This is a genomic window from Streptomyces thermocarboxydovorans (assembly GCF_039524635.1).
Taxonomy (GTDB): Bacteria; Actinomycetota; Actinomycetes; order Streptomycetales; family Streptomycetaceae; genus Streptomyces; species Streptomyces thermocarboxydovorans.
In genome coordinates this window covers 1-12,948 of sequence record NZ_BAAAGU010000098.1, presented here as the reverse complement: position 1 = coordinate 12,948, position 12,948 = coordinate 1, and the positions used below count along the sequence as shown (strand labels likewise).

At 70.0% G+C, this 12,948-nt stretch carries 11 protein-coding genes; 3 read left to right on the top strand and 8 right to left on the bottom strand.

All coding sequences use genetic code 11. The annotated features are described in order from the left end of the window. The first annotated feature begins 115 nt into the window (after positions 1-115). From moaA to ABD198_RS29160, 3 genes are all read left to right on the top strand, one after another. Positions 116-1,375 (top strand): GTP 3',8-cyclase MoaA, encoded by a 1,260-nt coding sequence (gene moaA / locus ABD198_RS29170; protein ID WP_344007480.1) that lies wholly within the window; start codon positions 116-118, stop codon positions 1,373-1,375. Between the two features lie 133 nt (positions 1,376-1,508). Further along, positions 1,509-2,174 (top strand): molybdopterin converting factor subunit 1, encoded by a 666-nt coding sequence (moaD, locus tag ABD198_RS29165; protein ID WP_344007478.1) that lies wholly within the window; start codon positions 1,509-1,511, stop codon positions 2,172-2,174. A gap of 73 nt (positions 2,175-2,247) precedes the next feature. Next, entirely contained in the window at positions 2,248-3,885 is a 1,638-nt protein-coding gene (locus tag ABD198_RS29160) for a SpoIIE family protein phosphatase (protein ID WP_344007476.1), read from the top strand. A 142-nt stretch (positions 3,886-4,027) separates the two neighbouring features. Here ABD198_RS29160 and ABD198_RS29155 read toward each other — a convergent pair whose 3' ends face one another. From ABD198_RS29155 to ABD198_RS29120, 8 genes are all read right to left on the bottom strand, one after another. Then, positions 4,028-4,630: a DUF5134 domain-containing protein gene (locus ABD198_RS29155; RefSeq protein ID WP_344007474.1), complete on the bottom strand. Its 603-nt coding sequence runs from the start codon at positions 4,628-4,630 to the stop codon at positions 4,028-4,030. A 66-nt stretch (positions 4,631-4,696) separates the two neighbouring features. Continuing rightward, positions 4,697-4,861: a hypothetical protein gene (locus ABD198_RS29150; protein ID WP_344007472.1), complete on the bottom strand. Its 165-nt coding sequence runs from the start codon at positions 4,859-4,861 to the stop codon at positions 4,697-4,699. A 709-nt stretch (positions 4,862-5,570) separates the two neighbouring features. Further along, positions 5,571-6,812, bottom strand: coding sequence for a vWA domain-containing protein (locus tag ABD198_RS29145; RefSeq protein ID WP_344007471.1), 1,242 nt, complete (start codon positions 6,810-6,812; stop codon positions 5,571-5,573). Next, positions 6,805-7,788, bottom strand: coding sequence for an AAA family ATPase (locus ABD198_RS29140; RefSeq protein WP_425580587.1), 984 nt, complete (start codon positions 7,786-7,788; stop codon positions 6,805-6,807). Before ABD198_RS29140 ends, ABD198_RS29145 begins: the two co-directional genes overlap by 8 nt. 60 nt (positions 7,789-7,848) lie before the next feature. After that, entirely contained in the window at positions 7,849-8,787 is a 939-nt protein-coding gene (locus ABD198_RS29135) for an XdhC family protein (RefSeq protein ID WP_344007468.1), read from the bottom strand. Beyond that, on the bottom strand, positions 8,784-11,159 hold the full coding sequence (locus tag ABD198_RS29130; protein ID WP_344007467.1) for an aerobic carbon-monoxide dehydrogenase large subunit: 2,376 nt from the start codon (positions 11,157-11,159) through the stop codon (positions 8,784-8,786). Before ABD198_RS29130 ends, ABD198_RS29135 begins: the two co-directional genes overlap by 4 nt. A 2-nt stretch (positions 11,160-11,161) precedes the next feature. After that, positions 11,162-11,641, bottom strand: a complete 480-nt coding sequence (locus ABD198_RS29125) for a (2Fe-2S)-binding protein (protein WP_344007465.1) — start codon at positions 11,639-11,641, stop codon at positions 11,162-11,164. A gap of 3 nt (positions 11,642-11,644) precedes the next feature. Beyond that, on the bottom strand, positions 11,645-12,520 hold the full coding sequence (locus ABD198_RS29120; RefSeq protein ID WP_344007463.1) for an FAD binding domain-containing protein: 876 nt from the start codon (positions 12,518-12,520) through the stop codon (positions 11,645-11,647). Between the last annotated feature and the right edge of the window lie 428 nt (positions 12,521-12,948).

The window sequence follows — 12,948 nt, the reverse complement described above, 5'->3', positions numbered from 1 at the left end:
GCGCCGTCCTCAAGCGTGCCCTCCCACCGGCCGCCGTCCTCGTCGTCCTCGCCGCTGTCATCTTCTGGCTGACCCGGCGTCGTTGTCCGGCCGGCCAGGCGTCGATGACGTCGGCATGACCCGGGTCGGGCCACTCATAGACCTCGAGGAGGGGCGGCGGGGCTGCAGACGTGTCCCCTGCCTGCGAGGAGCCGATGCAACGGGCCGTCGCCACCCCGTGCCGTCTCATCGAGTCCGGCCGCGTCACGACGAAGGACTGAGAGAGAAGAGAGAGATGTTGCTTCGGTCAGGTGAGAGAACGGTCGCCGACGATGTGGGCCACAACAGTTCCGCGGTCGCTGCGGGGTCAGAGCGCGTCGTCGACCAGTACCGACGCCCGTTGCGGAACCTGCGGATCTCGGTGGTTGACCGATGCAATCTCCGGTGCCAGTACTGCATGCCGGAGAAGGACTACGTCTGGCTTGCCCGAGAGGATCTGCTGTCCTTCGAGGAGATCTCGCGGCTGACTGATGTGTTCATAGGCCTCGGCGTCCAGAAAGTACGCCTCACTGGCGGGGAGCCGCTCCTACGCCGCGACATGCCCGAGCTGGTTCGGCAGCTGGCGCGCAAACAAGACATCCGAGATCTCGCCATGACGACGAACGGCGTTCGGCTCGCTGAGCAGGCCGAGACGCTGCGTGACGCGGGCCTGCACCGAGTGACCGTCAGCCTGGACACGCTCCGCCCTGAACGGTTCCTCACACTGACCCGCCGGGACTGCCTCTCCGCGGTACTCGAAGGCATTCGATCATTGACCCCCGCGGGATTCACCGATACCAAGATCGACACGGTGGTCATCCGCGGTGTCAACGACGACGAGCTTACGGAACTCATAGAGTTCTGTCGGCAGGTTCCCGCCGAGGTGCGATTCATCGAGTACATGGACGTCGGCGGAGCCACGGGGTGGTCCTCGGAGAAGGTGCTGACCCGGGAGGAGATCCTCGCTGCCCTCGCTCGTCACTACGGCTCTGTCGAGCCTGTCGTGGATGAGGACGAGTCCGCGCCGGCAGACCGTTTCGCGCTTCCCGACGGAACGACGTTCGGCGTCATCTCCTCGACAACCCAGCCCTTCTGCGGGTCGTGCGATCGTGCACGGTTGACCGCAGATGGCATCTGGTACCGGTGCCTGTATGCGTTGACCGGTACCGATCTGCGGACCCCGCTCCGGGACGGCGCTACCGATGATGAACTGCGGGGCGTGATCGAGTCGGTGTGGAGAGCACGTCGTGACCGCGGTGCCGAGGCACGGCTTGCCGCTCGGCACCGACGCCCCCTCCTCTCCGCCGAACGCCTGAAGCGCGACCCGCATCTCGAGATGCATACGCGCGGGGGCTGAGGTCACATCACGACGCAGCCACCACCCTTGACCAGAGACCGCTTTGCAACCGAGCTCGGCCAGGAGCACGTGCGACATCCGACTTTCCGCGGTCTGCCCGTGACAACACCAATTCAGAAGAAGGAGACCGCTGATGCAGATCTCCGTGCTGTACTTCGGCGCGTTGCGCGAGCAACTCGCGAGAACAGCGGAGACCGTTGTGCTGCCGGATGGAAGCACCCTCCAATGCCTGATCGACGTCCTGCACGACAAGTATCCGGAGCTGGCCCGGGTAAAGCGCATGGTCAAGGTGGCGGTGAACGAGGACTTCATGTCTTCGGAGCACGTACTCGAAGACGGTGACGAGATTGCCCTCCTTCCGCCGATCGCGGGCGGAGCGGAAGGCCCGTACGCCCGGCTGAGCGACGAGCCGTTGCGGCTCGACGAGGTGCTCACGGCGGTGACCGATCCGTCGCACGGGGCGGTTGTCACCTTCACCGGCCTCGTACGGAATCACAATGAGGGCCGACAGGTTGTTCGACTCGAGTACGAGGCATACCGGTCGATGGCCCTCAAGACGCTCACGAACATCGTCGAGCGATGTGAGGCGGTGGGCACGGGAGTACGAGTCGCGGTGACTCACCGGGTGGGTGTGCTCGAGGTGGGAGAGCCAGCGGTCATGATCGCTGCTGCCGCCCCGCATCGGGCAGAGGCACTCGAGGCCTGCACCATGTGCATCGAGCTCTTGAAGTCGGAAGTGCCGATCTGGAAAAAGGAAAGCTCTCCCGACGGATACGAGTGGGTGGGGATGCGGCCGTAGATCAGCCTGTCAGGAAGGCGGCACCGTCCGCCCGTCCGCCGCGCCACCTGCCGGCGGACCCGGGAGCAACCACGTGCTGCCGGTCGGGATGAGCCAGGAGCAGATCGCCGCGATCGGGGCGTACCCGGCCGGCAAGGGGGTTCTGGGTGAGCTGATCCGACATCCCAGGCCGCTTCGTCTGCGTGAGGTGTCCAGGCACCCGGCCGCGTACGGCTTCCCGCCGAACCACCCGCCCATGCACTCGTTCCTCGGGGTGCCCGTCCGGGTGCGCGAGGAGGTCGTCGGCAATTTCTACCTCGCTGGGAAGCGCGGGGGTCAGGAGTTCGACCTGGAGGACGAGGCCGTTTTGCAGACGCTGGCGGTGGCGGCCGGGGTCGCGATGGAGAACGCGCGCCTGTACCGGAAGGCCCGCAAGCGCCTCCAGCTGCTGTACGACGCGGCTACACGGGTCGGCACCACCCTCGACGTGGTGCGCACTGCCGAGGAACTCACCCGGGTGGTGGTCCCCGGCTTCGCCGACTACACGACCGTGGAGCTGCTGGAAGCCGTGCTGCAGGGCGGAGAGCCCTCGGGTACCGCGGAGATGCACTGCACCGCCTCCTGCGGTGTCCGGCAGGACGCTCCCTTGATCCCGGTCGGCGAGCGCATCACCTGGCTCCCCGCCACGCCGATGGCTTCGGCCCTGGTCAGCGGCCACGCGGTGCTCGAACCGGATCTTGGCGCCGCACCCGGCTGGCAGACGCAGATTCCGGCGGCCCGGCAGATCACCGACTACGGGATCCGTTCACTCATCACAGTGCCGCTACAGGCGCGCGGCGTGGTGCTGGGCCTGGTCAACTTCTGGCGCTTGGAGGAGACCGAGCCCTTCGACCAGGAGGACCTGTCCCTCGCCGAGGAACTGGCCACCCGCGCCGCGGTCTGCATCGACAACGCCCGCCGCTACACCCGCGAACACGGCATGGCCGTCACACTGCAGCGCAGCCTGCTGCCCCAGACCATGCCCGCGCAGAACGCGCTCGACGTCGCCTACCGGTATGCGCCCGCCGAGGCCGGTGTGCGCGGCGACTGGTTCGACGTCATCCCGCTGCCCGGGGCTCGCGTCGCGCTGGTGGTGGGCGACGTCGTCGGGCACGGCCTGCATGCCTCCGCCACCATGGGCCGTCTGCGCACCGCCGTCCACAACTTCTCCAGCCTCGACCTGCCGCCCGACGAACTCCTTGGATACCTCGACGAACTGGTCGCTCGGATCGACCAGGACGTAATCGACCAGGACGTAAGAGAAGGTGAGCCGGGTATCACCGGAGCCACGTGCCTGTATGCCATCTACGACCCGGTCCCCGCTCAGGTCACCATCGCCCGGGCCGGCCATCTGGGGCCCGCCCTGGTCCACCCCGAGGGCTCCGTCACCTTCCCCGAGGTGCCCGGTTCCCCGCCCCTGGGACTGGGCGGCAGCCTGCCCGTGGAGACCGCCAAGTTCCAGGTGCCCGAGGGATCCCGCCTGGTGCTCTTCACCGACGGGCTGGTCGAGGACCGCGACCGGGACATCGGTGCCGGCCTGGCCCTGCTGCAGCGGACTCTGGCCGAAGCCCCAGGGCGCGATCCGGAGCAGACCTGCCAGGCGGTCTTCGACGCCCTACAAGCAGCGCGTCCCCGCGATGACACAGTCCTGTTGGTGGCCCGCACCCGGGTGTTGGACCCGGGACCTGGGTGATGCTGACCTGGGTGATGCCGACCTGGGTGGTGGTCCGGCAACCTCCACCGTCGAGGTGCCCCGGGCCCAGGCCGCCGAACCTCGCGGAACGGCTTCGACGACGAGATGACCGAGGACACGGGTGACGGGCCGGTGCAGCGCCTCACCCGGCCAGCAGCATGACGAACATGCCCATTCCCATGACGACTCGGCAGGCCTGCGGCATCCCCGGTGCACGCAGCAGTTGCGCACCGCCGGTGACGGCAACCACGTCGCCCGGCGCGGTAGCCAGCAACCGACTGCCCGTCCACACCACGTAGCTCCCGAAGTACAGCAGCAGCAAGCCGGTCAGCAGCAGCGGTCCCTCGGCCGCTGGAACATGCCCGGCATGCTGCGGTCCACCGGTGGCGTCGGTCGCCATGGGCAGGGCCATGTACACCATCGCGCCGCTCCCCACCGCGTGGTGCAGCCGGTGCGCGCGGTGCCGGGCACCGCCCCCGCGCAGTGCGGCGGCCAGGAACCAGGCGCCGACCCCGCTGAAGAGCACCACGCACGCGGCGGCCGGCACGCCGCCGCCCCGGCTGACCGGCAGGGCCATCACCGCCATACCGATCCCCATGAGCGCCTCAGCGGCGTCCGATTCGCGACCTGCCCACCCCGTGCCGCCGCGCTGCGCGGCGGGTGTGCGCAGCCGGGCGAGGCAGAACAGGGCGGCGGCACCCGTGAGCGTCGCGAGCAGCCAACTGACAACTGCAGGTCCATACATCGGCTTCCCTTTCGGCCTGTGAGAGCCGGCTCCGTCGAGCAGACGGCATCGTCGTACCGGGGCGCCTCACCCGGACGTGGCCACAGCGACGGCGGTCAGCGCCCCGGCAGCCACGACGGCGGCCACGACGGCCGGGTCGTTGGGGCGACCGGACAGCCCGTCCCGAAGTGCGGCCGTCAACGCGGTCCAGCCCGCGCGCGCCAGCACTCCGGCAACGAGAGCCAGAAGCACCGGAACGAGGAGAGTTGGGAGGGTCAATCGCGAGGACGCCGATTCCGGGGCCGGCGCTCGCCAGAAGGGTCCAGACCACGAGGCGGCGCCGTCCTCCGCCGACGACCACCGCCAACGCCGCCCCTTCCGCAGCGGCGTGTACGACGAGGGCTGCCAGCACGGCCACGGACCCGGACGCGAGTGCCATGCCCTCGACCGCGCGGTGGACGGCCAACGCCACGACGGCCACCCAGCCGTGGAACTGACCGCCTTCGCACGGACAACTGCTCCAGATGGCCGCGCTGGAGGCGGCGTACGCCGCGGTGCACAGCAGCGGGACGGACCACAGTGGCAAGCCGGTCTCCACGGCCTCGTGGAGGGTGTCCGGGAGGACGTGGACGACCACGACGACGAGCAGGACGCCGGAGGCGGCGCCCAGGAGTACGGCAGGGCGCAGAGCCAGGCACCGACCGAGCCAGACACCGGCGACAGTCGCCGAGGCAACGGCCACCAGGCCCGCGATCATCGAAGCCGGCGTGGCCGCCGAGATCTCGTGCCCGTGAGCGACCGGAGCGCCCGGAGTCACGCCTGATCCCCCTTCAGACCGAGTCGGGTCCGGTGCCGGGGGACGCAGGACCCCAGCGACGGACCACCGGCGGCCATGGCCGCCGGACCGGCGCGCCCGGCAGCACCCGCACAGGCGGGCCTGACCCGGTTGACCGCCGGCGGGCTAGCCACGGGACGTTCCCACCGGTGCGCGCCGGGAGAGGGATCCGTCCGGTCCGGCTATCGCCTCGATGACCTCGGCCAGGGCGGCATAGCTGTGGCCGCTCACGAACGCGTCGCAGTGCGGCAGGGCCGCGGCCATCCCACCCGTGAGCGGGGCGTACCCGGCGGCCGCCTTGCGCGGGTTGACCCACACGATGCGGTGCGCGAGGCGGGCGAGCCGGGTCATCTCGCGCCCGACCGCACCGGGGTCTTCGCCCTCCCAGCCGTCGGAGAAGATCACGACCACCGCGCCGCGGGCCATCCCCCGCCGGCCGAAGCCGTTGTTGAACTCGGCGAGAGCGCGACCGATCCGCGTGCCGCCCGACCAGTCGGAGGCGGTCACGCCCGCCCGGCGGAGCGCGGCGTCGGGGCTCGCGTTCCGCAGGACCGGGGTGAGCCTGGTGAGCCGGGTGGCGAAGACGAAGGCCTCGGCGGACACGCCGGCGGCGGCCCGCTGGAAGAAGCCGAGGTAGGCGCGGGTGTAAGGCTCCATCGACCCGGAGATGTCGCACAGCAGCACCAGCGGGCGGCGGCGGAGGCGGTTGTGACACCGGGCCAGCCGGACCGGCTCGCCGCCGGTGCGCTGGCTTCGGCGCAGCGTGCGGCGCAGGTCGATGTGGCGGCCGCCGCGCTCGGCTTCCTTGCGGCGCGTTCGGCGGAGCGGGGTACTCACCACAAGCGATTCGATGAGGCGGTGCAGGGCGGTGAGTTCGTCGGCGTCGAGGGCACCGAAGTCCTTGTGGGCGAGGGCCTCCTCGGCGCTGCTGATCGCCCGCAGGGCCTCGACTTCCCGATCGGCGTCAGCGCTGGCACCACCCGGCTGCGGGGCACCGCTCGGCCCCTGCGACCCCGAGACTTGCAGGGGCTGGCCGGAGAGGACCGGCGGCCGGCCGGGACCGGCCTCGACCCCCGGCAGCCGGGTGTTGTTCTGGTCACCGCGGACCTCGGCCGGGTCGAGGAGGCCACCGAAGAGTGCGTTGAATACCCGGTCGAACGGCGCGATCTGCTCGCGCCCTGTCACGAGGGCCAGGCGGGCGGTCCAGTACAGAGCGGACCGGTCCACGGGCGGGTGCAGGCGCAGCGCCTGGAGGAAGCGCACCGACCGCTCCGGCGTGACGGCCACGCCGGAGCGGTGCAGCGCCGCCCCGAACCGGCCGGCGAAGTCGGCGAGGTCGAAGGTGGGCAGGCTGATGCGCTCATGCATCGCGGGTGCCAGCCAGCCATGCCACGCCGCGCTCACGCACCAGGTCGTGGTCCTCGCGGTATTTGAGCAGGGAGCCGAGGGTACGGTCGGCGGCGTCAGCGTCCAGCCGGTCCACGCCGAGCAGGGAGAGCGCCGAGATCCAGTCGATGCTCTCGGCGATGCCGGGTGGCTTCTGGATCTCCAGCGACCGGAGCCGTTGCACGGCCGCCGCCACGTCGTTCGCGAGCGAGGCCGAAGATCCCGGGACCCGGCGCCGGACGATCTCGATGAGCTGCTCCGCGCTGGGGTAGTCGATCCAGTGGTAGAGGCACCGGCGCTTCAGGGCGTCGTGGAGGTCCCGGGTGCGGTTGGAGGTCAGCACGACGATCGGGGGCACCGTGGCGCTGACGGTGCCGATCTCCGGGATGGTCACGCTCGACTCGGCCAGGACCTCGAGCAGGAACGCCTCGAAGTCGTCGTCGGCCCGGTCGACCTCGTCGATCAGCAGCACCGCGGGCATCGGGCCGGGGTGGGTGAGGGCGGCGAGCACCGGGCGCCGGACGAGGAACTCTTCGGTGAACAGGTCGGCCTCGGCCAGCTCGGCGTGCTTGGCCTCGGCGAGGCGGATGCTCAGCAGCTGGCGGGGGTAGTTCCACTCGTACAGGGCCTCGGCGGCATCGAGGCCGTCGTAGCACTGGAGGCGGATCAGCGGGGTGCCGAGCACGGCCGCGATCGCCTTGGCCGCCTCGGTCTTGCCCACCCCGGCTTCGCCTTCGAGCAGCAGCGGCTGCGGGAGGCGCAGTGCGAGGTACAGCGCGGTCACCAATCCGTCGTCGGCCACGTAGCCGGCGGCGTCGAGGGCGGCGCCGAGCCGCTCGACGTCTGGGACGACCCCCTCGACGGGCGAGGTGCGTCCGCCGAGGGCCGGCCCGTGGACTCCCGATCCCCGGGCGGGGACGGAATCACGCTGGTCCCGTTCTTCTCGGAGGGCGGTCACGGTCGGGTCGATGTGCAAAGTTGACTCCTGACTCCAGCCATGCGGCGGGCTTCTGGTGGCCTAGGCGCCGCCTCCGGCACCCGCACCTGCGTACCGGGCGGGATCGGCTTCGAATGCGGCGCGGCACCCCTCGGCGCAGAACCATCGCCGCTCGCCCGCGGCGTCGGAGTGCGGCGTGTGTTCGACCGCGGCGACGGTCATGCCGCACACCGGGTCGATCGCAGTCGCCGGCTCGGCCTCGGCGACCGCCCCTGCGGACGTTTCGGGCTGTGCGGGCTCGGCCCGCAAGGACGCGACGATCTCGGCCAGGATCGACAGGGCGATCTCCCCGGGCGTGCGGGCGCCGATCGGCAGACCCGCCGGGAGGTGGATCCCCGCCCGCTGCTCCGCGGTCACGTCCAGGCTGTCCAGCACCGCCGTGCCGCGCTTGCGGCTCGCGACCAGGGCGATGTACGGGACCCCGGCACGCAGGGCAAGAGCGAGGAGCGGCTCCTCGTCGCGCCCGTGGGAGGCGACGACGACCGCGGCGACCCCGGTGAGGGACTCGGCCGTGACGCCGGAGGCGCCGACGGCCACGACGTCGTAGTCGAGGGCCGGACCGAACTCAACCAGCTTCCGGGCGATGGGGGTTTCGCCGAGAACGAGCACCCTCGGGGCGGGGCGGAGCGGCTCGAGGAAGATCTCGAGTGCCCCGCCAGACAGGCACGGATTGCCGACCATGACGGCCCCCTCATCGACGACCGGCTCACCGGTCTCCTCCGGAGAGATCCGCAACAGCAGCGACTCGCCGGTCTGCAGCGCCTCCAGACCGTAGCGCCGCACCGTCGCCTCCGCGCAGGTGCCCCCGACGAACCCCTCGATGCGGCCGTCCGCAAACACCAGCGCGGTGTCCCCGGGGTGCGCGCTCGTCGGCCGACGAGCGCGCACCACCGTGGCCCTGACGAACGGCACCCGCCGGGCCGTCAGGTCGGACATCCGCTGTTCGAGGAGCAGATTCACGCCGGCGGCTCCACGCTGCCGTACTTCATCGCCGTCCAGACCCGGCTGGGGTTGAGCGGCATGTCGGCGTGACGGACGCCGATGGCGTCCAGCACCGCGTTCACCACCGCGGCGGGCGATCCCACGGTCGCCGACTCGCCGATGCCCTTGGCGCCGATCGGGTGGTGCGGGGACGGCGTAACGGTGTGGCCCAGCTCCCACGCCGGCACCTCGAGTGCGGTGGGGATCAGGTAGTCCATGAACGACCCGCCCAGGCAGTTGCCGTCGCTGTCGAAGCCGATGAACTCCATCAGCGCCATCCCGACGCCGTCGGCCAGCCCGCCGTGCACCTGCCCCTCAATGATCATCGGGTTGATGCGGGTACCGCAGTCGTCGACGGCGATGAAGCGCCGCACCTTGACCTGGCCGGTGCCCGGATCGACGTCGACCACGCAGATGTACGCGCCGAAGGGGTATGTCATCTCAGGCGGGTTGTAGACCGTCTGCGCCTCGAGATGGCCCTCGACCCCGTCGGGCAGCTCGAGGTCACTGTGCGCCGCGAAGGCGATCTCCTGGATCGTCTTGGACTTCTCGGGGTCACCCTTGACGAAATACCGCCCCTTCTCCCACTCGAGGTCCTCGGGGGACACCTCGAGCATGGCGCCCGCGATGAGCCGGGCCTTGTCCCGCACCTTGCGGGCGACGACGGCCGCAGCCGCACCCGACACCGGCGTGGACCGGCTGCCGTAGGTGCCGAGCCCGAATGGAGTCTGGTCGGTGTCGCCGTGGACGACGTCGATGTCCTCGGGCGGGATGCCGAGTTCCTCACCGATGATCTGGGCGAACGTCGTCTCGTGGCCCTGCCCCTGGGTCTGCACGCTCAGGCGCACCACCGCCTTGCCCGTCGGGTGGACACGCAGCTCGCACCCGTCGGCCATGCCAAGGCCCAGGATGTCCATGTGCTTGCGGGGCCCGGCGCCCACCGTCTCGGTGAAGAACGAGATGCCGATCCCCATGAGCTCGCCCCGGGCGCGCTTCTCGGCCTGCTCCTTGCGAAGCTCCTCGTAGCCGGCGATGTCCATGGCCTTGCGCAGACACGCGGGGTAGTCGCCCGAGTCGTACACCCAGCCGGTCTTGCACTCGTAGGGGAACTGCTCCGGTCGCAGCAGGTTCTTCATGCGCAGCTCGGCCGGGTCCATGCCGAGCTCGGCTGCCAGGCAGTCGACGATGCGTTCGATCAGGTACACCGCCTCGGTGACCCGGAAGGAGCAGGCGTACGCGACGCCGCCCGGCGCCTTGTTGGTGTAGACGCCCCTGACCTCGCAGTGGGCGGCCTCGAGGTCGTACGAGCCGGTGAAGATGTGGAAGAAGCCGGCCGGGTACTTCGTGGGTTGGGCTTGGTTGTTGAACGCGCCGTGGTCGGCGAGCACCTTCACCCTGACGCCGAGGATCTTGCCCTCGCGGGTCGCGGCGATCTCCCCGTGCATGTGGTAGTCGCGGGCGAAGGAGGTGCTCATCAGGTTCTCGGAGCGGTCCTCCATCCACTTCACCGGCTTGCCGGTGACGATCGACCCCACGACCGCACACACATACCCCGGGTAGATGCCGACCTTGTTCCCGAAGCCACCGCCGATGTCGGGGGCGATCACGCGGATCTTGTGCTCGGGCAGGCCGGCCACCATCGCGTAGATGGTGCGGTGGGCGTGCGGCGCCTGGGTGGTGCTCCACAGCGTGAGCTTCCCGTCGACCTTGTCGAAGTCGGCGACCACCCCGCAGGTCTCCATCGGCGCGGGGTGCACGCGCGGGTAGAGCATGTCCTGGGTGACGACCACATCGGCCTTGGCGAACACCGCGTCGGTTTCCGCCTTGTTGCCGGACTCCCAGTCGAAGATGTGGTTGTCGGTCTTGCCTTCCAGGTCGTCCCGGATGATCGGCGCGTCGGGATCCAGCGCGCGCCGGGGGTCGATGACCGGCGGCAGCGGTTCGTACTCGACGTCGATCAGCTCAAGGGCGTCGCGAGCCGAGTAGTGGTCCTCGGCGACGACGAAGGCGACCTCCTGGCCCTGGAAGCGCACCTTGTCGGTGGCGAGCACGGCCTGGGTGTCCAGCGACAGGGTCGGCACCCACGCCAGGTTCATGCTCTCCAGAGTCTTGCCTGTGATGACCGCACGCACCTTGGGGTGGGCCTCGGCAGCCGACGTGTCGATCGAGACGATCCGGGCGTGCGCGAACGGGCTGCGCAGAATGGCGCCGTGCAGCATGCCCGGCAGCTGTACGTCGTCGGTGTAGCGCCCCTTGCCGCGGACGAAGCGCACGTCCTCCTTGCGCTTCAGGCGGCCATAGCCGATCGGTCGCTCCTCGGTCGCGGCGGCGGGTTCCTGGACTGTGGTCACGGTCAGCTCCCTACGGTCTTCTCTGCGGGGTGGGCCGCGGCCCACTGGATGGCCTTGACGATGTTCAGGTAGCCGGTGCACCGACACAGCTGGCCGGAGATCGCCTCGCGGATCTCAGCCTCGGACGGATCGGGGTTCCGGTTGAGCAGCGCCCGGCCGGTCATCTGCATGCCCGAGGTGCAGAAGCCGCACTGCAGACCGTGCTCCTCCATGAAGCCCTGCTGGATGGGGTCGAGTTTGCCATCGACCTCCAGGCCTTCGACGGTACGCACCTCGTGCCCGGCGGCCATGGCGGCGAGCACGGTGCAGCTCTTGACCGGCTCCCCGTCCAGCAGCACCACGCAGGTACCGCAGTTGCTGGTGTCGCAGCCCCAGTGGGTGCCGGTGAGGCCCAGGTCGTCACGCAGGAACCGCACGAGCAAGTGGCGCGGCTCGATCTCGCGAGTGTAGTCCTCGCCGTTGACGTTGATGGTGACCTGCATTCCTCACGCCTCCCTTCCTGCTGCGCGGGCTGCGGCCCGGCGCAGCACCCGCTTCGTGAGCTCACCGGCCAGGTGCCGCTTGTACTCGGCACTGCCCCGAGTGTCAGTGGAGGGTGAGCAGTCCTCGGCCGCGATGCGGGCTGCTTCGGCGAACAGCTCCTCGGAGGGGGCGTTGCCTCGCAACACCTCCTCCACCCGGTGGTTGTGCACGGTGTTCGAACCGACGGCGGCCAGCCCGAGACCGGCCTCCACGATCCGCCCATCGCGCAGCGCGAGGGCCGCGCCGGCGGCGCCGACCGCCCAGTCGCCCACCTTGCGTTCGACCTTCTCGTACGCGCTACCGGCGTTCGGATGGATCGGGATGCGCACCTCGACCAGCAGCTCGCCGGGACCGCAATCGGTCTCGTACGGGCCCTTGTGGAACTCCTCCATCGTCACGGTGCGGGAACCGTCCGCGCCGAGGATCACGGCTCGGGCGTGGACGGCGGCGCACACCGCGGAGAGGTCCTCGGACGGGTCGGCCTGGCACAGCGAGCCGCCCATCGTGCCCCGGTTGCGCACCGGCGGGTCGGCGATGACCCGCTCGGCATCCCGGAAGATCGGGAAATACCGCCAGAGAAGCTCGTTCTCGAGCATGGTGCGGTGCCGGGTGAGCGCTCCGATGCACAGCTCGGAACCCTCCTGGCGCACGTAGTCGAGCTCGTGGAGATCGTTGATATCGACGAGGAACTCCGGCTGGGCGAGCCGGAGCTTCATCATCGGCAGGAGGCTGTGGCCTCCCGCGACCACGCGCGCCTCTTCGCCGAAGCGCCGCAGCATCGTGACTGCCTCGTCGACACTCCGCGCCCGTTCATATTGGAACGACGCCGGTACTTGCACGTCACCCTCCCTCTGCTCGCGGTCCGCCCCGCGGTACCGCTGGGACCCGGATAGTTGGCGCTCGGACAGCGCGTAAGTCAAGGCCGACTTCAGGGAATGGTTAAGTGGGCCGGGATCCATGACGGGGCTCTTAAGCGATAGCTGAAGAGCCTGTTGACCGACGTCCGTGAGGCGTCGTTACCTTCACACCCAAGGCCTGGCGCCGGCGAACCGCGCCGAGCTGATCGGTGACCGCGTCGCGGGAGCGGGTTCCCGCGCGTCCCAACCAGCCAGGGCACGTGGCCCGAGGGAGCACACCTCCAGCGTGCTGGAGGAGCCTTGCCCCGTGACGGCCCCGGGCACCACGAACCGAACAAGGAGCCGTGTTTCCGCGATGGAGTTCATCAACGAGTTTCCGGTGGGCCTGCCGGTCGAGCAGGCCTGGGCGC

Coding starts and splice junctions, on each gene's coding strand:
- ABD198_RS29125 (WP_344007465.1), bottom strand. CDS start 11,641: ATGCAGGTCACCATCAACGTCAACGGCGAGGACTACACTCGCGAGATC.
- ABD198_RS29145 (WP_344007471.1), bottom strand. CDS start 6,812: ATGCATGAGCGCATCAGCCTGCCCACCTTCGACCTCGCCGACTTCGCC.
- moaA (WP_344007480.1), top strand. CDS start 116: ATGACCCGGGTCGGGCCACTCATAGACCTCGAGGAGGGGCGGCGGGGC.
- moaD (WP_344007478.1), top strand. CDS start 1,509: ATGCAGATCTCCGTGCTGTACTTCGGCGCGTTGCGCGAGCAACTCGCG.
- ABD198_RS29155 (WP_344007474.1), bottom strand. CDS start 4,630: ATGTATGGACCTGCAGTTGTCAGTTGGCTGCTCGCGACGCTCACGGGT.